Origin of the sequence: Gillisia limnaea DSM 15749 (assembly GCF_000243235.1) — a bacterium.
Lineage (GTDB): Bacteria > Bacteroidota > Bacteroidia > Flavobacteriales > Flavobacteriaceae > Gillisia > Gillisia limnaea.
The window spans coordinates 828669-854461 of record NZ_JH594606.1; the positions used below are offsets into that span (position 1 = coordinate 828669).

Sequence of the window (25793 nt, forward strand, 5' to 3'; positions counted from 1 at the left end):
ATACAATTCTTATAATAGCAAAGGTTTTTTACTGAAAATTGAAGTCCTCTTACCTTTACTTTGTTGCTTCTAAAAGAAAAAATCCTTAACAGCTTGTTTTTCAGCTTTCAAAAAATTTATCCCATTCCATTCAATCTCTAATTCCGGGAATAAAACCTGGGGTGAGATTAAACTTTTGCTTTCTGTTTACTTGATAACATTCGCTTTATCTCGTTTAGCTTCATCAGGGCTTCTACCGGTGTAAGCGTGTCGATGTCAATATGCAGCAATTCTTCCTTCAATTCCTGCAGCAAAGGATCGTCCAGATTGAAAAAACTAAGCTGCATGTCCCTCTCGGCGGAATTTCTCAGGATCTCGCCGGAGTTTTCTATTTGATGTGATTTTTCCAGCTTTTTCAATATTTTATTGGCCCTGGAAATTACCTGCTGCGGCATTCCGGCCATCTTCGCTACATGGATCCCAAAACTATGCTCACTCCCACCGGCCACCAGCTTCCGAAGGAACAAGACCGTATCCTTCAATTCTTTTACCGAAACATTGTAATTTTTTATCCTTTTAAAGGTTTCCCCCATATCATTGAGCTCATGATAATGCGTGGCGAAGAGGGTTTTTGGCCTGGCCGGATGTTCATGAAGATATTCTGTAATTGCCCAGGCAATTGAAATTCCGTCATAGGTGCTAGTTCCACGGCCAATTTCATCTAAAAGCACCAGGCTGCGGTTGGAAATATTATTAAGAATACTGGCGGTTTCATTCATCTCTACCATAAAGGTAGATTCCCCCATGGAAATATTATCACTCGCCCCTACCCGGGTAAAGATCTTATCTATAAGTCCTATCCTGGCGGACTTTGCCGGCACAAAACTTCCCATTTGGGCCAAAAGAACAATAAGTGCCGTTTGCCTTAATATAGCCGACTTACCGCTCATGTTGGGGCCGGTTATCATAATGATTTGTTGGGTTTCCCGGTCCAGAAAAAGATCATTGGTCACATAACTTTCGCCCATGGGCAATTGTTTTTCAATCACGGGATGCCGACCGTCTTTAATCTCCAGTTCCAGGGAATCATCGATTACAGGTTCGGTGTAATTTTCAGAGATAGCGTGACAGGCAAAAGAACATAAGCAATCCAGTTGTGCCACCAGTCTTGCGTTTTGCTGCACCGGCTGAATGTAATCTCCCAGCCAATCTACCAGCTTTCCAAAAATAGCCTGCTCCAGCTGCTGTATCTTTTCTTCGGCCCCCAGGATCTTTCCTTCATATTCCTTTAATTCTTCTGTGATATATCTTTCTGCATTAACAAGTGTTTGCTTGCGTATCCATGCTTCCGGAACCTTATCTTTATGGGAATTGCGTACTTCTATATAATACCCATACACATTATTACTACCTATTTTAAGCGAAGAAATCCCTGTTGCTTTGGTTTCACGCTGCAGCATTCCATCCAGGTACTCCTTTCCCGAAAATGCCAAAGCTCTCAATTCATCGAGTTCAGGATGAAACCCTTTTGCGATGGTATTTCCCTTCAGAATATTTACCGGGGCATCTTCATGCAAGGTTTCTTTTATTTTAATTCTTAGCACCTCACAATTTTGCAATTTATCCCCGATTACTTTCAACGCTTCTTCCGAGGAATCCATCGCCAATGATTTTATTGGTACAATTGCTTCCAAAGAATTATTGAGATGAAGCACCTCCCGGGGGCAAATTTTTCCGGTAGCAACCTTGGATATTAAACGTTCCAGATCACTGATCTTTTTTATTTGCTGCTGAATTTTATCCAGTTCGGGACGATTTTCTATAAAATGTCCAACCACTTTGTGCCGGTTCCTTATCTTTTCGGCATTTTTAAGCGGTAGCGCAAGCCAGCGTTTTAGCATCCTGCCTCCCATTGGGGAGATAGTTTGATCTATCACATCCAGAAGCGTCACCGCATTTTGCGCGTTAGATTGGTACAATTCAAGGTTCCTGATGGTAAACCTGTCCATCCATACATACTCCTCTTCAGCAATGCGATTTATAGATGCTATATGCTGCAGCCTGTGGTGCTGGGTTTCCCCGAGATAATATAAGATGGCTCCGGAGGAAATGATCCCCTCTGCCAGGTGATCCACCCCAAACCCCTTTAAGGATTTGGTATTGAAATGTGCGTTTAAAGACTCGTAGGCATAATCAAGCTTAAAGATCCAGTCCTCCAGGTAAAAACAATGAAACGCATCGCCAAAGGTTTTCGAAAAATCCTTTTTAAAATTCTTCTGAATAAGGACCTCGCTGGGACTAAAATTTTGCAGAAGTTTATCAATATATTCTGAAGATCCCTGGGCAGTAAGAAATTCCCCGGTAGAAACATCCAGAAAGGATACTCCAAGGTTTTTCTTACCGAAGTGAATGGCACATAAAAAGTTATTGGACGTACTGTTTAAAACCTCGTCATTCATAGAAACCCCGGGAGTCACTAATTCTGTCACACCGCGTTTCACGATGGTTTTGGTCATTTTAGGATCTTCCAATTGATCACAAATGGCTACACGCAACCCTGCTTTTACCAGTTTTGGCAAATAGGTATTCAAGGCATGATGCGGAAATCCGGCAAGGGCTGTTTCCACTTCACTGCCATTTCCTCTTTTAGTAAGCACAATGTTTAGAATTCTTGCAGTTCTTACGGCATCCTCACCAAAAGTCTCATAAAAATCTCCCACCCTAAATAACAACAAAGCATCGGGATATTTATCCTTGATGGCATTGTACTGCTTCATTAAAGGTGTGGTTTCTTTTGTTTTCTTCGCTGCCAAAATATCGGGGATTTTAATTCCTGCTAAAGTACTTATTTCAGGATTTATTCAAAATATAAGATACAGTTTTATCCGCGATTTTCAAACTCCGCATATCCTGGAAAAACAGGGAATTCAGCACCTCATAGATTTGTAGCTTTGCAGATCTTCAGTCAGTCCAAGAATACTGCAGCAGGCTTAGCAGGAACACCACAGACCAAAGCGCAGTGCGGATCCAGTTTTTTTTCACCAGGTTCCCGGTGATAGCTTCGCAATTTTTATCGGGTAAAACCGCATTGTGCAGCGGAACAAAGATCGAAAATGTAAGTATCCACAAAGCGGCAATTATAATAATACCTGAAATCGTATACAGGGATATTTCTTTCCAAAGCTGAAGAGCAGCAATTAAGGCTTGCCCTATCATAAGTGGACCAACCACATAAGCAATCCGGGCAGTATATAATTTATGCCATTTTACCAGGTCCTTTTCGCTGTAGTAGCAAAAACCCGGATAGATCACCAGTTGCACTATCCAGATAAGTATCACCAGGCCAAAATCAAATAGCAGGCGCAGTATAAGTAAATCCATAAGGTTGTTTTATTTCAGCCCTTTCAGCCCTTCAGGCTGATTGAGGCTATGCCTCAAATTATGATGCCTGAGCCTTTCAGGCTCTTTGCCTCCCCACAGGCTGAAAGCCTGAAACATCAATCCCTGGGGCATCTCCTCAAAGAAAGAAATCTCCCGCAAAACCCAAAGGCTGAAGGCCTGCAACATCAATCCTTGGGGCAACGTTCCAAGAAATTTCTCCAAAAAACCCTCAGGCTGAAGGCCTGAAACATCAAACCTTGAGGCAGCGCCTCAAAGAAAGAAATCTCCCGCAAAACCCACAGGCTGAAGGCCTGAAACATCAATCCTTGGGGCATCGCCCCAAGAAGAATTATTCATAAAAATATTTGGCATCATACTCCGTGATATTATAATCCTTCATAGATTTTTCAATTTCATCCTTAAAAGTCACAATTTTATGATGTTCCTTTTGCCTAAGAATATAATTTCTCACCACCTCTACCTTATAGCTACTTACAGAAAAAGCTCCATATCCAATTTGCCACGTAAATCCAACTACTCCTTTTTCCTTCATCCACTTGGACGATTGTTTCTTCACTTCCTCCACCACCTTTGCCAAAGCGAAATTTTTCGAAAGTCGGAATAGGATATGAATATGATCCGGTACAGAATTGATTATCAAGGCAGGACTTTCCATATTTTTTAATATCCCGGCCATATAGGCATGCAATAAAGGCTCTATGTCCTCCTGAATATAGGGACGCCCATATTTTGTTCGAAAGACCAGGTGGGTATACATTTGTGCTAGTGATTGTCCCATATATAATGATTTTATGTATCAGCCCTTCAGGCTGAGGTTGTATGTGCTATCTATGTAGAGGCGCTGCCTCTACTTGTAATGTCCGAGCCCTTCAGGCTCTTAGCAATCTCCCTCAGGCTGAAAGCCTGCAAGATCAAACCTTGGGGCAGCGCCCCAAAAAATTCCCTCCCAAGAAATTCCTGCCCAAAGCAAATTTCCCCAAAAAATTCCCCGCAAAAAAGCTGCAGGCTGAAGGCCTGCAAGATAATACCTTGGGGCATCGCCCCAAGAAAAGCCTCAGGCTGAAGGCCTGAAACATTATTAGATTAAAATAAGATTTTTATTGATAGCCTGCTGCCTGAAGATTAAATAATTCTGCATACAATTTATCATTCTGCATCAATTCCTCGTGAGTACCAATTTCCAGGACAGCACCATCTTTCAGGACCATGATCCGGTCGGCTATTCGAACGGTGCTAAAGCGGTGCGATATGATCACGGCTGTTTTTCCTTCGGTGAGTTTTATAAATCGATTGAATGCTTCGGTTTCTGCACGGGCATCCAGAGCCGATGTCGGCTCATCCAGGATCAATACCTCAGCATCTTTCATATAAGCCCTTGCAATAGCGATTTTTTGCCATTGCCCGCCGGAAAGGTCTTTCCCTTGCTTAAAGCGTTTCCCAAGTTGCTGGTCATATCCTCCGGGCATTTCAGAGATCACCTCATCGGCCAGGCTTTTTTCCGCTGCACGATTTATCCTGGGTTGATTTTCAATCTGGCTAATTTCCCCCATCGCAATATTCTCCCGAAGCGTTAATTCAAACTTCACAAAATCCTGAAAGATCACACCAAAATATTGCTGGTATTGGGTTTGGTTGTATTCTTTTACCGGAATTCCGTCCAAAAGAATTTCTCCTTCCGAAGGTTCATAAAACCGAAGCAGCAATTTTATAAGCGTTGTTTTACCGGCGCCATTCTCGCCCACAAAAGCCAGTTTTTCGCCCGCTTTAAGTTCAAAATTGATATGTCTAACCACCCATTTTTCAGATTTTGGGTATTTAAATCCTACATTTTTAAACTCGAAGCCTTTTTGAATTTTCCTGGGTAGCGGTAATTTTTCTTCGGAAACAGCCTCAGAATATTTCATATCCAGAAATTCGAAATAATCCTGCAGGTACAGGGCACTTTCTGTAATGGCCGTAAACCGGGTGAAAAATCCCTGTAACTTGGTTCGCAACCGGTTGAAGGATCCCGAAAGAAAGGTAAGGTCTCCAAGTGAAAATATCCCGGCTACGGTTCTAAAAATTATAAAAACATAGGCTCCGTAATACGCCGTAGTTCCAATTACATTGAAGAACGAACCCCAGCCGGCACGCTGTTTTGCCAGTTTTTTGCTTTGAATGTAATACTTGTCTGAAAGATCCTTAAATCGTGCTGCCAGGTAATCTGAAAGCCCGAAAAGTTTGACTTCCTTCGCGGTAACATCACTCGCACCGGCATAACGCAAATAATCGAGCTCCCGCCGCTCCTGTGTCCAGCTGCGTGCCAGGGAATAACTCGTACCACTAAATTTGATCTCATTGATGATCGTGGGAATAATAGAAACCACCAGCAAAATAATAAGCCAGGGTTCAAAGGTAACCACCCCCACAAGCAAGGATAAGATCACGATCACATCTTCACCCTGGGTAAGAATATTGGACATCAACCCCACGCGACCGGTAGTTTGTTGGCGTGCTCTTTCCAGTTTGTCATAAAACTCGGAATCCTCCAGCTGATCCAGGTTTAATTCTGAAGTTTTTTTGATGATCTTCACCGAAGTATCTATGGAGTATTGATCGCCCAGCAAAGCATCACTTAAGCTAATCCCCCTGCTTAAAAGATCTGAAAGTACGGCAAGTCCAAATTCTGCCGCCACCAAAATCCATAACAAATCCAGATCTTTTACATCGGCAGCCATTTGCAAAACCACTTCATCAATAATGAGTTTACCTACCCAAAGCATCAACACCGGTAGGATGGCATTTAGGATCCGGCAAAGGACATTTACGTAAAAAAGCAAAGGATTTACTTTTCGTATCTCTTTAAAAAAACGAGGCACGAATTTTAGGGAAGCAAAGCTCTCCCTGAAATTTATCTTATTGGGTTCTAAGGATGTTTTTGGTCTGGGCAAGGAATAGTTATTTTAGCTGCAAGGTAACAATGGAATTTGAAATCCTGAACCCGGCTACCAAAATTATGATATGTTTAAGCCACTTTTGTTGGTTTAAACGCTCTCTTTGGAAGTAACCCGGATAAGTTCATACCGGAAGGAAGAACCATCCTGCGGCGGATCCTTTACCGTGATCTTTCGAACGATGAGATCATACATATAACCCGGTTCATAATCAAACCCCTCTATGCTATCTTCATAATAGAAAAACTCCCAGTCTTCTGTTCCTATTTTGTCCCCTTCCTGTACTAAAAGGCACTTGCCTTCCATTTCCCCATAACATTCTACCGTGTAACTATTCACCCTAAGCTCGATCTCTTCTGCAGGAATGTCTGAATTATCATTACAGCTAAAAACCAATGCAAATATTGAAAGGATAAAATGTAATTTCATATGTAACTATTTATTGTTTCTTAATTGGGCTCCCGATATCGGGAGTAATTCGCTTATTTTCATCGGTGTTTGTATCGTATTCGCATTATGTTCATTTCATAAAAATGAATTAGATGTATCTTAAAGTTAGTGTAATTTTTACAGAAATCCCACAAGAATCTTTAAACAGAATTCCAGGTATAAAATCGATCAAATAGTATTGCCTTACTTTCTATTCTCTATTTATCTGGAATTAAAAACCCCTCTTTTCCTAATTTTTGCCTTATGACCAAAAGAAGTAAACCGTAAAACAGCGAACTCGATCGCAAGAGCTTAAAAGAATTTAAGGCGGCTCAAAAATCGGCTTTCCCTGTAGTTAATTGATTCTGGAATTTTAAATTTTGAATTTTAGATTTCTTATTCCCTCATATACCACAACACTCACTGCGTTTGCAAGGTTTAAACTTCTTATATGCGGACTAAAAATAGGGATTTTGTATAGCTTATCCGGATTCTTCTCTATGATTTCAGAAGACAATCCGCCGGATTCTTTTCCAAAAATGAAGAACATCTCATCGGTATAGTCAATATCATAATACTCTTTCTCTCCGTGGCTTGAGAAAAACGCCATTTTCTTATCTTTATTTATTTCGAAAAATTCATCTGCACTTTCGTAAATTTTTAGGGAAATATGCTTCCAGTAATCAAGTCCGGCTCGTTTTACCCTTTTATCGTCCAACTCAAAACCAAAGGGTTTCACCAAATGCAAAGTCGATCCCGATGCCAGGCTCAACCGACCAATATTTCCGGTATTCATTGGAATTTCCGGTTCTATAAGCACAATATTATATCCCATAATTAATTTTATCTATTTCCTCTTCCTATTCAATTTCAATATTCAACAGTATTAGCTGCCTGCTATAAAATGTTCTCAGGTTTTTTTATAAATCAACCTGTTGTTAGCAATGCTTGTAACGACAAAGGAAAATAAACCTGTTGAAATTTTGCCTGGGTTTTGGATTTTTATTTAAACAAGAACCTCGGGGCAGGCTCGCCCGAAGGGTACGAAGAGGCCCGCCTGAATGAAATGTATTTCGGACAGGCCTCTGGAACTTAAATCCTCAATGAGAAATTTAAAGAAGTTATGTAAAATTTTAACCTAAAATCTATTCCCCTAGACATTCTATAAAATAAAACCACGGGAACACAAATAAAAAATTCGTGAATTCGTGGCTAAATTTATTTCAGAAAACATCAAGCATTATTTATTCACATTTTTCAGCCTTTGCTCTCTCTAAAACATCATTTTAGATTACAAAGTGTTTTATAATCTTTCTTGGGACTAAAAGCGTCAAAGGAAAAACAAAAAATATTAGTGAAATTATTTTTTCATTTCCCGATCATTTTAATCCAACCGCTGGATTTAATCCACCGTAAAACTTCCGGTAAATTCGCTATCGGAGCTGCCACCTACAAAAAATTCAAACTCTCCGGGTTCAAAGATGAATTCCTCCTCATTGTTATAGAATTTAAGGTCTTCTGTAGTGATCTCAAATGTCACGGTTTGAGAAGCCCCTTTCTCAAGGAAGATCTTTTCGAAACCTTTTAATTCTTTCATTGGTGGAGTAATAGACCTCACTTTATCGTGCAGGTAAAGTTGCACAACCTCTTCGCCGTTATAATCTCCGGAATTGGTTACAGTTGCTGAGATGGTAATACTTCCATTTTCAGAAAGTGTAGGATTACTCACTTTTACATTGGAATAATCAAATTCTGTATAGCTCAACCCATATCCAAAGGGAAATAGAGGGGCGTTTGGAGCGTCAAGGTAATTGGACTTAAATTTCTCGAACTCCTCTGAAGCTGCAGGTCTCCCTGTGGTTCTCATTCCGTAGTAGATAGGGATCTGTCCCACATTCACAGGCCAGGTAGAGGTAAGTTTTCCCGAAGGATTATAATCTCCAAAAACAACATCGGCTACAGCATTTCCTGCTTCCACTCCGGGATGCCATACCTGTAATATACTCACCGGTAATTCCATTTCTTCCGAAATGGTAAGCGGGCGACCACTCATTAAGACCAGTACCACGGGTTTTCCGCTTGCGGCAAGTTCTCTTATAAGTTTCTTCTGACTTTCAGGAATAGAAATATCAGTTCGGCTGGCGGCTTCCCCGCTCATTTCTGATGCTTCTCCAACCACTGCAACAACCACATCGGCATTCGCAACCAACTTCATAGCTTCCTTCAACAATTGTTCAGGAGATTCTTCTGAAATCTCTATACGTGGCCCGAATACATTCACTTTTTTTGCGAATGTGGTATCATCGCTAATATTGGCCCCTTTTGCGTAGGTAATGCTGGCATTGGGCGCCACATTTTTAAAACCTTCCAGGAGTGGAATTGAAAGCTGTTGATCGCCGGTTGGTGCCCAGGTTCCCAGCATATTGTTTTTGTTGTTTGCCAGCGGACCAATAAGCGCAATCTTTGCATTTTTAGAGATAGGTAGGGTATTATTATGTTTTTTAAGAAGCACGAAAGATTTGGTGGCAGCTTCCCTTGCTTTCGCCCGGTGCTCCGCGGTAAGAATATCAGTTGCAGGCCTGCTCTCATCAGAGTATCTGTAGGGATCATCAAACAAACCAAGTTTGTGTTTGGCTTCAAGGATCCTTCTGGTAGCAGCAGTAATAGTTGCTTCAGTCACTTTCCCTTCTTCAACAGATTTTTTTAGGGTGGTAAGAAAACCTTCTCCAACCATATCCATATCCAACCCGGCATTGATCGCCAGTGCCGAAACGGCCTGCAGGTCTCCCATGCCGTGAGCGATCATTTCGTTTACCGAAGTATAATCTGATACCACAAACCCGTCAAATCCCCAGCGCTCACGTAAAACATCGGTAAGCAGCCATTTATTTCCTGAAGCGGGAACCCCGTCTATGTCATTAAAGGAGGTCATTACACTCCATACTCCGGCATCTACTGCGGCTTTATAAGGTGGCAGATATTCATTAAACATTTTTGCACGACTCATATCTACACGATTATAATCGCGACCACCTTCAGCAGCTCCGTAGAGCGCCATATGCTTTACAGTAGAGATCATTGTTTCTGGTTTAGAAAGATCATCTCCCTGGTAACCCTCAACCATTGCTTTAGCAACCTGCGAGCCCAGGTATGGGTCTTCTCCTGCACCTTCAGCTACCCGGCCCCAACGAGGGTCGCGCGAAATATCCACCATTGGAGAGAAATTCCAGTTAATCCCATCGGCTGTGGCTTCTTTGGCTGCTATTTGGGCGGTTTCCTTTATAAGTTTCATATCCCAACTGGCCGAAAGTCCCAGCGGAATAGGAAACGTGGTTTTATACCCATGGATCACATCGCTACCTATAAGCAGCGGAATTTTAAGTCGCGAATTTTTTACTGCAAGGTCCTGGGCCTGTCTAACCCGCTCTGGGCTCGAGACGCCAAACACTCCTCCTACATTTCCCGCTTTGATCTTGGCCTCTACATCTTCACTCACCACAGATCCTGTAGCAACACCACCGCCGGGAGTTAATAAATTAAGCTGACCGATCTTTTCTTCCAGAGTCATTTTAGAGAGGAGTTCCTCTACTTCAGGAATTTGAGTTTGTGCCTGAAGCGCAAAGCTGCCCGCAAGAAGCAACATACTAATTGACAGATAAATTTTTCTCATTGTAAAATCTTTATTTATTAAAATAGGTTTTTGTTTCGATTATTTCACCCTGATAATCTCAGACCTTTCAGAAATCCCATTCTCATTGAATGACTCAACACTGAAGTAATATTCTGTATCACGGTCCAGGTTGCGCATAAAATGTTCATTTTCATCGTAAATCAACCAGGATTGATATAATTTATCTGGAGCAATGCCCCAGCGGATATTGTATCCCTGAGCTCCTTTCACCGGATTCCAAGTAAAGGAGGCATCTCTTCGATCTTCCTCGCGGGAAACTTCGAATCCCTTAACCTTTGCAGGCTTCTTACCTAAACCTTTACCAAATACCCTTATTTCGGATAATGCCAGGTTATTCCCCGGCACCTCGAAATTATTATAGCGAACATATTTTCCTTGTACAGGTTGATTAAGGGTGATGTAGGCATTTGGCGCATCTTTATAACTTTTACTTCTGTCTACAACCGTTTCCCAGTTTTTGCCATCCTCTGAAACCTCCAGTGTGAATCGATGCCGTAAGTCTTCGATACGGGTATAAATGCCCGACTCCTGATCATGAAAATTTAATTGAAAAGCATAAATATTTCCGGGGGAAAGCATTTCGATCTCAACCCATTGCTCATCATCATTGGCTTCAGCAACCCAAAAGGATTTCGGGCTTTCATCGGTTAACAACTTCGAAATAATTTCACCTTCACTGTTCTTTTCCAGTGGCATTTCGGTGATGTCAAAATCATCATAGGTAGAAGTACTTCTTTTCACCTGCATTTGCGAAGATGAAACCGTTGTTTTTCCTTTGTAAGAAAGCAACATCCAGCCACTATGCTGTCCCGCTTTTGTTGGATGATCTGGTCCAAACAATGGATAGTCGCCGTAGCTTGTAATGGTGTACATTAAACCTTCCTCATCAAAATAGGTAGGAAACATAGCCAGCCTGCGTTCCCAATGAGAGTTGGAAGCCAGGGCCATGGTGGCAAAATGCCAGTACTGTCCGTTAGTTTGTTTCATAGTAATCCCGTGGCCTGCCCCATTGGTGAAACCGCCCGGCTTGAAACTCATGGGATTATTTTTCATGTAAGTAAAAGGACCAAGCGGGGTTTCGCCTATATAAGCAGCATCGGCATACACATTAAATTGTGTACCGGGTGCCGCATACTGTAAATAGTATTTACCATCGTGTTTGGTCATCGATGCACCTTCCATATATCCTTCTTTTAAGGTTGGATGAAAATTATTTTCACCAAAGCGTTCCCAACCGTGTTCTTCTTCCACCAGGTTGAAAAGTTCTTTTTCAATCCCGGTTTCAAGAAAACGATCGTCTTTGTTCAGCATTTTCACACTAAGGGGATGTACATTTGACGAGCCCCAAAACAAGTAGGTTTTCCCGTCATCGTCGATAAATAATTCTGAATCCTGAATATTTTTGGTAATTGATGCGGTTGGTGTCCACTTCCCACTTTTCGGGTCATCTGTGTAAAGAATACTCCCGTAACCTGCGGGATCGCCTGCAAAATATACCAGCGAATCTTTATAATTGAATGCCGTTGGTGCATTGGAACCCTCGAAAAACCATTGCTCTGGTCTAATAAATTCCCAATTGATCAAATCGGTGGAATGCCAATAACCAAAAGAACGTGTGACAAACATGTAGTATTCGCCACGAAATTCAATAACCGCAGGATCTGCTCCGGAACGGTAGGAAATATTCTTATTTGAATTATAAACCATATAGGTATAATCAATATCCAGAGGATTTATATAAGTTTCCGGAACTACTTCCTGTGCATACATAATAACACCAAATAATAAGGCCGTTGCTGTAAGTATGCTTTTATAACATTTCATTTCTTTCCGTCTTAAACAGATTAATAATTGTCAATTCTTTTCTCGTCCCTATTCAGTTCGTTTTTGTGAAAACAACCAGGGCAATAAATTAGGCTCAGCAAAAGCCGAATCCCAGCTGTTGTGATTATCTTCCGGATATAATGAAAGTTTAGCGTTTCCGCCATAATGGTTAATGGCCCTTGCCATCGCTTCAGAATATTTTGGAAGTACTACATCATCTTTTTTTCCGTGGAAAAGCCAAATATTGAAGCCTTGCGGATATTCCTTAGCAATTTCTGGATTTGCCCCACCGCAAATAGCGAAAGCTGCGGCAAACAATACGGGTTTCTTGTAAATGAGTTCGAAAGTTCCCATTCCTCCCATAGATAGTCCGCCCACGTAAATTCGATCTTTATTTACAAAGTTTTTCATAACCATTTCATCCATTAAATCCATCACCAACTTCAATGAAGTAGTGGCCGGCTGCTCATTTTTAAAATCGAACTGAAAAGGAATGGCATCCCGATTAACCTCCACTTTTGCCCAATAGTCATCTTTTGGTGCCTGCGGAAAGATCACAATAGCAGGAAAATTCTCCCTGTTTTCAAGAAAAAGAGAGCTGCCGTGGGTGAGTTGAGATTCGTTATCATTTCCCCTCTCCCCGGCTCCATGTAGAAAAAGGACTACCGGATATTTTTTGTCTTCTGAAAAATCTTTTGGAAATAAAATGCGATAATTTAAAGTATCGGTACCTTTTATAAAATGTTCTTTTTTAAAATCCATTTTAGATTGTGCTTCTGCTGAGCAAAAAGGTGCTATTATAAAAGATGCAATCAAAATTCCTAAATATAAAACTCTGTTTTTCATAATCGTAGAATTAAAAACTGTAAACCTTAAGTTACTACTGAATACTGAATCCCAATTTATCCAATCCCTGTTTTACTTCAGGCGCATTCATAAACAAATCCCAGATGAGGCCGGATCGGTGATTCTCTATCATTACTACAATTGGTCCCTGGTCTATCGCAAGATATTTTTTAGCTACCCACGGAGTTCCCTCAAGACTAAAAGCATCGTAAAATCCTGCAGGACCCCATAATAGGTCATGTTGTTCCTCATAAAAATATCGCATAGCCCTCATAGACTCTTTAGGAGTATATGGGAGTGAGGCTAAAGCCGCTGTAGGAGAAACTACCCCTCTGTCCTCATCTGGCGAGTGAGCTGCATAAGCTATACTCCCATCTTTATTTTTGGTATAACTGGCCGTGAGCCCCCAGGAATTTTCATTATAGGTCTCAAAGCATTTAGGATTCTCTACACAATAATTATAGTTGATCTTGCTGTGATTTACATTGAGATCCCAGTAATTGGCATATTGATCGCTGAGTCCTTGTGGGTTTAAACCCAGATAAGAATAATGCGACCAGAATAAGGGGCCACCTTTGTCACCACTGGTATTATGTTTTAGAATTAAAGGCAGGTCATAGGCCTCAACAGCGGTAGAGATATCTCCACTCCTGGCCCAACCATTGTGATACACACTTGCTTCTATGGAATGATCTGGTGATGAAGCGGCCATAACATAGGTAATCAAACACTCATTGTAACCTTCGATCATAAAATCCATTTCCCATTGATACTCCGGTGACCAGTGCCAGTAAAGTCCGTCTTTATTGTTCGTATACCACTCCCACTCGATACCTTTCCACAGCTCGTCGTATTTTGCAGCAACTGCTTTTTCTTCTTCGTTCCCGTTTTTTAAATATTCGCGTACCACGATAAAGCCCTGTGCTAAAAAGGAGGTTTCAACAAGATCTCCCCCGTTATCTTTGTCACTAAAAGCCTGGGTTTCGCCTGTTTCGCCGTTTAACCAATGAGGCCAAACTCCGTGAAATCTTGGTGCATTATCTAAAAATTCTGCGATTTTATCCAATCTTGCTACTGCCGAATCACGTTCAATGAATTCACGTTCCATTCCTGTTACTATGGCCATAAGTCCAAAACCAGATCCTCCGGTGGTAACTACATGGGCATCGTTTTTTGGATATTCCCCATCCGGGTGATAGCGTTCGCGTGCCATTCCGGAGTTGGGTTCGGCGTACTCCCAAAAATATTTAAGGGTTTGTCTTTGAACTGTATCCATTAAGGCATCATCAGTTAATTCCTGTTGTTCCTTTGTTGTAGTTTCTACTTCCCTGTTATACTTACAGCCAATACTGGTAATAAATAAAAGCAGTAATAAACTAATTTTCAAATTGGTCATATATTAAATTTTGTTCGCAACAGCATTTAAAAATTGAAATCAAGACGCGCAAGACCTGCCTGAATTTCTTCATCGGCCATAAATAATTCCCATAGCAATCCTGTTCTGTGATTCTCGATCATTGAAATTATTGGTCCCTGGTCTATGGCCAGATAGCCATTGGCAACCCAGTTCTCCTCTTCAGAAAAAGCATCATAAAAACCATAAGGTCCCCAAAGTTCATTTCCCCTTTCCTCATAAAAATACCTCAGGGCCTTCATCGACTCTTCAGGAGTATAGGGAAATGAGGACAAGGCAGCTGTAGGTGTGATTACACCTAAATCGTTGGTGGGACTGTGGGCCGAATAACCGTCAAAATTATCGCTGGCTGTAAATCCCCAACTGTTCTCCCCATAACCTTCAAAATTTTTCGGATTATCTATTGCATAATTATAATGGATGAGACTATGTGCGCGGTTTTGTTCCCAGTAATTGGCATATTGGTCGCTTAGATTCCGGGGATCTAGTCCTATAAACGAATAATGAGCAAAGAACAACGGACCACCAAATGCGGGTCCAAGAGTTAAATTAATTCCATAGTGTTGTCGGTCATTCACCATACTCCCATTGGATGCCCATCCCTGATGATAAACTTCAGGCTGTATAGAATAAGTTGGTGAAGATGCTGCCAACACATAAACTATAAGCGATTCATTCCATCCCTGGATTTTCAAATTTTTCTGAAACCCGAAATTTGTCGACCAATGCCAGTAAAGCACATTTTCTTCCTTGGTATACCAGTCCCATTCCACTGCTTCCCATAGTGCTGTTATCCTGTTTACAATGCTCGTTTCTTCTGAAAAATATTGTCTGTTTATTAGCAATCCCTGCATTAGGAATGCCGTTTCCACAAGGTCTCCGCCATCATCCATGTCGCCAAAAGGTCTTGTTTGGGCAGTATTATCCAGGTACCAATGAGAATATGCGCCACGGTAGGTAGGAATGGTTTCCAGGAAATCCAGGATCTTTTCCAGACGTTGAATAGCCTGAGATCTGGATACCCAGCCACGCTCTACCGCAACCGGAAATGCCGCAAGGCCAAAACCGGAACCTCCCATCGTGACAATATTTCTACCTTCACCACCATAAGCATCGGCCTGGGAACGCTCCTTAGCAAGACCGGAATTGGTTCCCGCGAAGTCCCAGAAATATTTGAAGGTTTGTTGCTGGACTTTCTCTAAAAGTTCGTCATCGCTAAGTAGTTCCCCTGTATTTCCATTTCCGGGGTCGGGAATATAGGGTTCCTGATAACCTGGACCATCATCACCGGAACAAGCTGAGAAAATCAGGATCATTCCAATTAAATAAAATTTCCTCAACTTCTCTAAGTTTATCATCTTCCTGTGATTTTTATTATTGGCTTAAACCAATAACTTTTTTCAAAGTTATTGGGCTAAATAATTTTCAATTTAGAAATGGAATTTCGTTACCTCTTATTTTCTATTAAAGAGATAGCATACTTTTAAATATTTTTCCTGGTTATTTTCAGACCTATATCCTGAAAGTGAATAGCCTTGCAGGTCGTGAAGGGATCTGTTTAAAATTTATAAAAAGGCTCCAGCTTTTTAGGGATTTGCCGGAGCCTATTATAAACTAATCAGCCATTGCGGACTGAATTTCATCCTGAGTAAGCACTTTATTATAGAAGCGCAATTCATCCATAAAACTTGTGTCGGACAAGTGACCCCACTCGGAAAACCTTGGAGCCCCAGACATAATGGAAACCAGATCGGTTCCGGTCCAGTCTATTGCATTGGGTAATGCGCCTGTGTTCACCGCATCTCCATTAAGATAGATAACAGTTTCAGAACTAGAAATGGTAAACGCCACGTGCACCCAGTCTCCTTCAGCAACATTAATAACGCCGCCATCATTCCAGTGATCGCTTGTTCCTGAACCAACGTTTAATTTTATACGTTGTTCAGTAGCATTTCCTTCGCGGAAAAGCCTGAAGCCACTTGTTCTTTTATTCTGAACATCGGGAAAACTCGCATTTTCTGTATCCTCCGGACCAATTGTTATAAGACCGGCTCTATCAGGACTGGCATTCACTTTGTACCAGAAAGTAGCACTGAAATCCTCACCTAACAAACCTTCTGAAGGAAGGGTAAGATAAGAATTTGCAGCTCCCGCATAGGCATCAGTACCTTCTACACTTTCTCCCGCAAAGCCTGGAGTTCCAACTACTGTAACCTCACGGTTTGCTACCATATCCTTGTATTGTCCGTCGAATGGCATATACAATGTTACAGCAGAGGCATTAATTAAATTTTGAATATCGCTTTGGGACAAAGCTGTATTGAAAAGTCTTAATTCATCTACAAGGCTGTTGGTATCTGATTTGTGATCCCAGTAGCTAAAGGTCTCCCCACCTGCCCCTATAGTGATTTTCTCTACCCCGGTCCAGTCTATAGCTCCGGGGATTGTTGCAGTGCGCAAAGGCATTCCGTTTACGTATAAAACAGTTTCAGAAGCGGTAACACTAAAAGCAATGTGAACCCAATCTCCCGTTACATCAATGCTTCCACCATCATTCCAGCTATCACCACTTCCTGTGCCCACATTCAATTTAATTGTTTGTGAAGTTGCAGATCCTTCCCTGAAAAGACGGAAGCCCTGGTTACGGTCATCAGCATTGTCCCCCGCTACCAGTATCCCGGCACGACTTGCATCCCCACTTAATTTATACCAAAATGCAGCACTAAATTCGGATCCAAGGTCATCCTCATTAAGAGGTACCGTAATAAATGAATCGGCCACACCTTTGTATGCTCCTGTTCCCAGGAAGGAAGTGGAAGAAATGGCAGGAGTTCCAATCTCTTCGGCTGTATAAATATTTACCAATTCCATAAAATCCCCATCATAAGGCATATAGAAAAACTCACCGGCATATTTGGGAGAATAGGGAGGTTCTTTGCTGAAATTCACCTCTTTGGTGGTCACATTCCCGGAAATATCTGTAGCTCTCACAGTAAGTGTGTGTTCCCCATTGGTAACATTATCAAATGTTACTGTTCTCTTTACAATTCGGTAATCGGTAAATTCATCAAACATTGCTATTTGGTTTCCGTTCACCAATACTTCAATTTTTTCTACTTCAATATCATCTACAACTTCAAGTCTGATGTCGATGGTAGCTACAGCTTCAGGAACCTGTATGGCGGTTCCTTCAGCAGGATACATAATAGTGATTACAGGGCTACCGGCGTCTGCACCCGGATCTACTGCTGTTATAGGATCAATTCCATCACTACACGAAGAAAACATTAGTAATATAGAAAATAACCCTATAAAAAGTTTATTTATATTTTTCATCCTTTTTAATTTTTTCGTTAGTATTAATTAGATATCTCATCTAATATTGGGAATTCGTCTTTTTGATCTTGATGATATGTTACAAAAGTTTTATCTGCTGTAAAAGTTCTACCTTCATAACTCAGTTCTCCATATCTTTCCAGTCTAACCATATCAAAAAATCGTTTACCCCACTCCATGGCAAGTTCTGCATATTTTTCATCTACAAGCTGATCTAAAGTCACTCCGCTTATTGGAGTTAGGCCTGCTCTCTCCCTAACCAAATTTACTGCCTGATCTGCACTCATGGCAGAGTTTGAAGCCCCTTGCAACAATGATTCGGCATACATTAAAAGTGTTTCGGCATAACGGTAAACAATATAATTTTTATTACTACCATAATCATTTCGCCCAGGAATTAATTGGTTACTTGGTAAATAATGTTTCCCGCTGGAAAAGATATGCCTTGCATTATCTCTAAGAATATCTCCATCTCTGGTGGTAGAAGATACAAAAAGTGGTAGAGTAGCTGCTGTAAAAGATGTTGTAGATATAATACTATCAATACCATTTTGAGTAAACAACACCGAAGTTTCCAAACGACTACTTTCTCCCCTATCCAACATAAACTCAACAAATTTCAAACTAGGCTCAAAAAAGCCCCATCCAGCACTAGCACCAACAACAGCGGGTGTCCAACCATTCGGGCCATAAGGCGCATAAAGATGGCCTACCCTGGTACCTGTACCTGCACCAAAATCGGAATATTGAAATTCATACAGACTTTCATTACTTAACTTTCCGGGAGTTTTAAAAAGTTCATAAAAATCAGGAAAAAGGCTAAACTTGCCAGAACTTATAATTTGCCCCGTGGCATCTGCTACTGCCTGATAATTTTTTAGTTCCTGATTGGCTAAAGCTTTAATATGTAAAGCCGTATACTTAGTCACGCCTCCTGGTAAATCTGTACGTTCGTTGGGTCGCATATCCAACAGAAATGGAATGGCTTCATCCATCTGATCTGAAAGATGCTGCATCACCTCATCTTTTGTAGGTACTGAAGTTACATTAGCAAAATCATCAAGATCAGAGGATTCTGGAATAAATACTGCGCCATAAACTTGCGACAGTTGGAAAAGCAATATAGCCCTTAGTACTTTAGCCTCAGCGATATATTGATTTCCCAAGGCTACTCCATCTTCATCTGCAAATTCCATGAATCTTTCAATTTGTTCTATACCCGTGTGAGCGCCAATAATATCACCATAATACGTTTCCCATAAGGTTCTTGAACCAAAAAAAGAATTGTCATATATATAGCGATCTAGATTTTTAAGACCTTGTTGATCCCCGGCAGCATTAACATCATCACCTCTGGTAGCAACCACCAACGGTTGTTCCCAACCCCTGGCACCAACAGATTGATAGACACCAATGAGTGAAAAGATCATATCGCCAGTTTTCGAAAAATCTGTACCACCCGCAAAATTATTATTAAGTTCCGGTTGATCCAATTCATCTGAACAGCCTGTTAGCAGCATGGCTAGAAATACTAGAAGCACAGGCAATTGTTTTGTTTTTAAATATATCATATCCTTTTTTTTAAATTTTAATATTCATTCCGAATGTATATACCCCTGGGATAGGATAGGTTTGATTATCTCGTCCATCTGCTACCTCTGGTGTGAACCCATTGTAATCAAATATAGTTAACGGCCTCTCAGCAGTTAAATAAAACCTAATGTCAGGATTGAATTTTCCTTTTAACTGTGGCAATGTATATCCCAATGTGACATTTTGCAATCGAACAAAATCCCCATCTTCAACAAAAAAGCTATTAAGAAATTGATTGCTCCATGGGTTTCTTATGCCTCTTGCAGAGGGATAGGAATCTGAAGTGCCAGGACCATTCCAACGGTTGATGAAAAATTCCCTATCAATATTAGGATCGGACGTTTGTCGTATTGCAAAACGTTTGATATTTGCTATGACATTGCCTCCTTGCCCAATTACATTTAAAGAAAAATCCCAGGCCTTATAGTTAAGCCCCAGATTAAAACCAAATGTATAGCTTGGCAAAAAGGATCCTAAATCCACTCTGTCTTGTGCATCAATCATCCCGTCTCCGTTATGATCTACAAATCTAAAATCACCCGGTAACACCACTAGCCCATCTGCTAAAGCTGCTTGTGCTGCAGGATCTGCCTGAATTTCTTCAGGAGTTTGATATACACCAGCAACCTCAAGCCCGAAGAAAGAATTTATAGCACCTCCAACTACAGATCGCTGTTGCACATCCCCTCCAGTGGTTAAATTTTCTTGTCCTGCTAAATCTAATATTTCATTTTCTAAGGTTGAAAAGTTTGCACCTATATTATAACTAAAATCTTCAGAAACACTTTTATTCCAATTTAACGCAATCTCAAATCCGGAGTTTTTAATTCTTCCAATATTCTGCCTGGTTGATCCTGGCACTAAAAGTCTTGAAACCGGAATTATGGCATCTGTTGTTTCTCTGGTAAAATAATCGGACTCAATAGATAAGTGATTATCGAATAAAGTTGCGGAGATCCCCACGTTTGTTTCAGCAGTTACCTCCCATTTTAAAGATTCAAAATCACTACTGGTAACCAATCCTGGAAACCGGATATCACCAAAAGCGGCATCAACCTCTGTTGAAGTAATACCTCCGGTACTTGCAGCTACATTGGCATTTCCCAATTCACCCCAACTAGCCCTGAATTTCAGGAAACTTACCGGATTATTATCTCCCCAGAAATCTTCTTGTGAAATTACCCAACCGGCACCAACAGTAGGGAAATAGCCCCATTTTTCCTGATATTTACTTGTTCCATCTGCCCTAAAAGTTCCATACAGCAGGTAACGACCATCAAAATTATAAGCAACACGCCCAAAATAAGAGAAGAAATATTGTCTCACGCCACCATCGCCAACCCCATCCAAATCAATTGTTTTTGCCAAATCCAGGAAATAAGATTCGTCCCCAATTCCAGGACCATTCGGGAAGTTTAATCCTGTTGCACGCAATTGTTCAAAAGATCTATCTCTAAAAGAGGTACCTGCTAAAACAGTTAAATTATGTTTTCCAAAATCATCATTATATGTTAAGGTATTGTCCCAGGTTTGCTCAGAAAACGTTTCATTTCTTTTGATTAACTCCGCATTTTCCCTAAAAGCGTTTCCATTACCAAAAAAGAATGGAAGTCTTACGTCTCTTGTTTCCACTGTTTCAAAATTATGAGAGTATGCCGTTTTAATAGTTAGCATATCCGGAATCAGTTGATAGCTTAAATCAAAAGTCATTAATGTATTCCGTATTTTATTCCTGTTTTCCGTATTTTCCATTAAAGGAAATGGATTTTGTGGCCCTCTGTACCCTAGGTCTTGCGCATCGGCATACGGTCTGGGGAATGCGTCTGTTTTAGATGGGTCCAGAACGGGCATTGTAGGCACCGCAAAATATGCAGAACTAAAAGCACCATCTTCCGGACGGTATCTGGTAGCATTGCTTAAAAGTGATGAAACTCCTACTTTTAGTCGATCGCTTATATCAACATTTATTTTAGACCTTATATTAAATCGCTCATAGTCATTTTTCATTTTAAGAATACCTTCTTGTTCAAATTGACTTATTCCTAGGGAATAGGTAATGTTTTCAGACCCACCTGTAACTCCTAGACTGTGATTTTGTATTAGAGCATCACGTAAAATCAAATCGTACCAATCTGTATTTACATCAGGTATATTAGGGTTTATTCTACTACGTCCATAACGCTGAATGGCGTTATCTATAAAACTCGCTTCTGCAGCAGAACCAGATTCTCTTGCTAAGGTGGCAAATTGTTCAGAATTCGATAATTTGACAACATTTTGAGGAATTTGAAAACCTTGATAGCCGCTATAGGTTATTTGAGGTTTCTGATTCTTTCTTCCAGATTTAGTTTGAATAAGAACTACACCATTTGCAGCTCTTACCCCATAAATAGCAGATGCCGATGCATCTTTGAGCACTGAAATGGTTTCAATATCCTCGCTGTTCAAAAAGTTAATATCATCGTAAAAGGTGCCGTCTACAACGAAGAGCGGGTTAGAAGCCCCACCTCCGGTATAAGATCCAAGACCACGAACTCGAACTGTAGGAGCCGTACCTGGAGCACCACTACTTATTATTTGCAAACCCGCCACTTTACCTTGTAATGATTGCATCACAGAACCAGAAGGTGTTCTTGTAATATCTTCCGACTCAATAGTAGTAATAGCACCTGTGAGATCGACCTTTTTCTGGGTTCCGTATCCTATTACCACAACCTCATCCAGCTGGGATGCATCTTCGTTTAATACAATTACGTAATTATCCTGAGCACCAACGACCACTTCCTTCGGAAGAAATCCTAAATAGGTAATTCTCAAAACATCGCCCTGGCTAACATTTTCAATTGTGAAAAGGCCATCAAAATCGGTTACGGCAAAAGCGGGTTTGTCTACCACTTTAACTTCAGCTCCGGCTAAAGGAATATCATTAGCGTCCATTATGGTACCACTAATAGTCTTTGATCCTTGAGCAAAGCCAATAGTAGTAATCAGCAATGCTAAGAACAGTGTAAAATTGAATTTCATACGGTCAGTGTTTTTTTACTAAATTTTATACTAAAGATAAGCGGATATCCATTTGGAACGCAAACGATGTAGTACATAAAAGATACATCAAAGTTATTTAATAGATAAAACTCTATAAATCAACCTTTTAAAATTATATGAAGTATAAATTAATTGAAATATTTTACATCTGTAGTACTAATGATGTAGTAAAAATTGAACGTGGAAGCTACATCAACTGAGAGTTGTTAAAATTCTTTGATCAAGAAACTGGTTAAATTCTCCTTGCTATCCAGCTCCATCTTTTTACGTAACCTGTAACGGTGCACTTCAACTCCACGAACCGAAATACCCATTAATGGCGCAATTTCTTTAGAAGAAAGATTCATCTTTATATAAGAGCATAGTTTAAGATCCTTATTGCTTAGTTCAGGATAGCTTTTAAGGAGCGTTCTAAAAAAATCCTCATGCAACTCTGTGAAATTCGTCTCAAAAACCTGCCACTCATCCTCATTTTTTATGGCTTTGTTTATTTTGTTTATGATACGCTTTAACTGAAATTGATCGGTAAATTTTCCTTTATCTTTATTTAATTCACCCTGTATCTCCATTAATACCTCATTCTTCTTGGCTGCTATCATGGTGGTATTTGCAAGTTCTTTTCGCTTGAGCGTTATTTCATCCAATAATCTTTCTTTTTCCAGATTATTCAATTTGAGTTGATGTTCCTGTTCAAATTTTTGTTCTAAAAGCAGCCTGTGCTTTTTAAGTTTAAGTCTATTGATCCAGTACACAAGTAAAATAAGGCCAAGAAAAAGAAGTACGTATAAAAATTGCATCGAACTTGATAAGTACCAGGGAGGCAGTACCCTAAAGGGAAAATTTGTATAGGGTGAATATTTACCGTGAGGACTCTGTCCAAAAAACTGCAATGAATAGCTCCCATGAGCCAAGTTTTGAAAGCTTACTTTACCATTGCTTACTGTTCCTGAGATAGTATCGGTTCCGTGAAGCTCATAATTGAGGGAAGCTGCTTTTGAATCAGGAAAACCCACGAAAAAGGAAATAATCCTTGAATTTTCATAAGGTATTTCCGGTGCAGTTTTTAAGCTGTAACGTTTCTCCAAATCCTCCACACCTTTAATTATTGGTTTGGCTTTAAATCGCCCATTTTGCTGCCTTCGGACCTTATTTATATTAATTTCAGCAAAACCATCGTTCAGAGATGCGTAAAAAATAGAATCGTTAAATCGTATGATATTTTCATTGTTTATCACCAGTCTGTTTTCCAGATTAACCGAGGAAAGAACTAACTTTTCGGTCTTAAAATCGGTGAAGATCAAGTCATTTTTATTTCTTCCTACAAACCAGAAATTGCCTAGATCTTCGTTGATTAATCTAAAATCGGAAAATGCATCGAGTTCTTTAAACGCTTCTAAACTATCCAGAAGTACATTATATTTATACCAGCGTTCATTATTTAAAATGGCAATTTGATCGTATATCTTATACACATGGGCATTATAATTTTTAACATTCTGAATAGTATCTATTTTTTGAAGAAAATCGATTCCACTGTAATCCTTGTTGAACTTTAACCTATATAAACCCTGATACGGATGAGCTGCCCAAAACGTAGATTCATCCTCAAAGACAACCTGTTTTATCGGAAAATCTATATCCGAGATTTCAATGACCTCTCCGTTTTCTGAAATAATACTTATTCCGGTGTAGGTTGCAATCAGGCTAATATCTTTTTCATTTGGGACCGGTAAAATCTGGAAACTTCCCGCGCGTTTTTCCACTGGAACAAAGTTCTTATCAAGAATCTCATAAGTACCAGTATTATGATTACTATAAAGCTTTCCGCCTATAATTTCAAGGTTCCATGAGTGTCCCTGTCCACCTTCCAACATTTGGAGTTTATCATTTTCAAAAACATAAACCCCCGTATTACTTGCCAAGTACCATTTGTTTTTGTGAAAGGCCATGTCGTAAACCGCCCCCAATTGTCCCGTATCATCTATAAAATAAGAAATTGGAGAATTCAGGTTTATTTCTGCGATGCCGTTGTCAAGCCCAACCCATATCTTCCCATTGTATTTGGCGATCCCCAATATGGTATTATTTCGTAATCCATTATTCCTGTTGAAACTTTTTATCTCCCGGGTAACGGGGTTATACTGAATGATCCCATTTTTTATGGTTCCAAAAATTATATTGGAAGATGATTCTACAAGAATGGTGTTAAGCTCGTCATTTTCAAATCTCTCATTCAATAATTTATCCCGGTATAAAGAACATTTTTCACCATCAAATTCGTACAAAGCCTGTCTGGTAGCGATCAATAAATTCTCATTCCTGACAGCCACATCCATTACCACCTGGCCTTTGAGGATATCCTGATCAGGAAGTGCTTCCAGCTCATTATCCTCGTTCAAAAAAAACAGGCCTTCCCTGCTTATAGAAAGCAATAAACGATCCTGGTAAACCAACATTTTATTGCCAAACACACCGGATATCACAACTTCAACCTCATTATTGGAATACTTATAAATAGCTCCAAATGATCTAAAATAAATGGCATCCTTGTAAGATACGATCTCCCAGATCTCCTCACTTTTAAAAGCATAATTTTTTATTAGCGGAACCAGTGAGGTATAACACATTTCTCCCTTATCATCACGAATCCAATAACCGAATTCCTGATAGGAACCAATATAAATCCTGGCACCATGGGAATAAACCGATCTGATTATAGCTTTGCTTTTCAAAGGAAATAATTCCCAGCTTTGCCCATCATAACTAAGGAGCCCCTGATTATTGGCGGCATACAGAATTCCCCGGTCATCAAGGCTTACATCCCAGTTTTGACTGGCTGCTGCATAATCCCCTGTTGAATAATTTTGTATAGGTGGCATTAATACCTGTGATGTAGTATCCTGAACGGATAACAACAACAAAACCAGCATGTTTGCTATAAATATTTTCACAAGGCTTATTTGTTTGAGCAGGTCTACAAAAGTAAATTTAATGAAGAAAATGACGAAATTTGAAGTTTTACAGAAGTTTTTCTTCAAAGATCATGATCGCTAAAAAATAATTTAAGCTTCCGGAGGTAAATCGATTAACCCCGGGAATGCTCAAACGGGTACGCAAGAACCTCGAGGAAAGCCCGCCCGCAACCTTCGGGCAGGTCCGCCTAAAAGAAATTCATTTCGGGAAGCCCCCGCGAGGTATGTACCAGTTGTTATCAGGAGAAAAATCCCTTTTGAAAATTCGAGGCATGCCGGTTGCTATCGGGACACGGAAACTGCACGACGGTTAGGCGGGTTAAACCCTT

General features: G+C 40.3%; 15 protein-coding genes. All 15 read right to left on the bottom strand.

Annotated elements, in window-relative coordinates; translation table 11 throughout:
- Positions 1-167 precede the first annotated feature (167 nt).
- On the bottom strand, positions 168-2756 hold the full coding sequence (mutS, locus tag GILLI_RS05435; protein WP_040506452.1) for a DNA mismatch repair protein MutS: 2589 nt from the start codon (positions 2754-2756) through the stop codon (positions 168-170).
- Between the two features lie 184 nt (positions 2757-2940).
- Positions 2941-3360 carry a hypothetical protein gene (locus GILLI_RS05445; RefSeq protein WP_006988111.1) on the bottom strand — a complete coding sequence of 140 codons (420 nt, stop codon included), beginning with the start codon at positions 3358-3360 and terminating at the stop codon, positions 2941-2943.
- A gap of 349 nt (positions 3361-3709) precedes the next feature.
- Complete coding sequence (tnpA, locus tag GILLI_RS05450; protein WP_006988112.1) at positions 3710-4159, bottom strand: IS200/IS605 family transposase; 450 nt, start codon at positions 4157-4159, stop codon at positions 3710-3712.
- A gap of 319 nt (positions 4160-4478) precedes the next feature.
- A complete protein-coding gene (locus GILLI_RS05460) occupies positions 4479-6311 on the bottom strand; it encodes an ABC transporter ATP-binding protein (RefSeq protein ID WP_006988113.1) in 1833 nt (610 codons plus the stop codon).
- 93 nt (positions 6312-6404) lie between these two features.
- Complete coding sequence (locus GILLI_RS05465) at positions 6405-6743, bottom strand: DUF4377 domain-containing protein (protein ID WP_006988114.1); 339 nt, start codon at positions 6741-6743, stop codon at positions 6405-6407.
- 373 nt (positions 6744-7116) lie between these two features.
- Positions 7117-7578 carry a tRNA (cytidine(34)-2'-O)-methyltransferase gene (locus tag GILLI_RS05470; RefSeq protein WP_006988115.1) on the bottom strand — a complete coding sequence of 154 codons (462 nt, stop codon included), beginning with the start codon at positions 7576-7578 and terminating at the stop codon, positions 7117-7119.
- Between the two features lie 567 nt (positions 7579-8145).
- On the bottom strand, positions 8146-10413 hold the full coding sequence (gene bglX / locus GILLI_RS05475; RefSeq protein ID WP_006988116.1) for a beta-glucosidase BglX: 2268 nt from the start codon (positions 10411-10413) through the stop codon (positions 8146-8148).
- A 39-nt stretch (positions 10414-10452) separates the two neighbouring features.
- Positions 10453-12258 (bottom strand): family 43 glycosylhydrolase, encoded by a 1806-nt coding sequence (locus GILLI_RS05480; RefSeq protein WP_006988117.1) that lies wholly within the window; start codon positions 12256-12258, stop codon positions 10453-10455.
- A gap of 48 nt (positions 12259-12306) precedes the next feature.
- Positions 12307-13104: a carboxylesterase family protein gene (locus tag GILLI_RS05485; protein WP_006988118.1), complete on the bottom strand. Its 798-nt coding sequence runs from the start codon at positions 13102-13104 to the stop codon at positions 12307-12309.
- Between the two features lie 34 nt (positions 13105-13138).
- Entirely contained in the window at positions 13139-14500 is a 1362-nt protein-coding gene (locus GILLI_RS05490; RefSeq protein WP_006988119.1) for a glucoamylase family protein, read from the bottom strand.
- Positions 14501-14526: 26 nt separating this feature from the next.
- A complete protein-coding gene (locus tag GILLI_RS05495) occupies positions 14527-15876 on the bottom strand; it encodes a glucoamylase family protein (protein WP_006988120.1) in 1350 nt (449 codons plus the stop codon).
- Between the two features lie 256 nt (positions 15877-16132).
- Entirely contained in the window at positions 16133-17854 is a 1722-nt protein-coding gene (locus tag GILLI_RS05500; RefSeq protein WP_006988121.1) for a LamG-like jellyroll fold domain-containing protein, read from the bottom strand.
- 23 nt (positions 17855-17877) lie between these two features.
- Positions 17878-19425, bottom strand: coding sequence for a RagB/SusD family nutrient uptake outer membrane protein (locus GILLI_RS05505; protein ID WP_006988122.1), 1548 nt, complete (start codon positions 19423-19425; stop codon positions 17878-17880).
- 10 nt (positions 19426-19435) lie between these two features.
- Positions 19436-22471 carry a SusC/RagA family TonB-linked outer membrane protein gene (locus tag GILLI_RS05510; protein WP_006988123.1) on the bottom strand — a complete coding sequence of 1012 codons (3036 nt, stop codon included), beginning with the start codon at positions 22469-22471 and terminating at the stop codon, positions 19436-19438.
- 227 nt (positions 22472-22698) lie between these two features.
- Positions 22699-25443, bottom strand: a complete 2745-nt coding sequence (locus GILLI_RS05515) for a helix-turn-helix and ligand-binding sensor domain-containing protein (protein ID WP_006988124.1) — start codon at positions 25441-25443, stop codon at positions 22699-22701.
- Positions 25444-25793 lie beyond the last annotated feature (350 nt).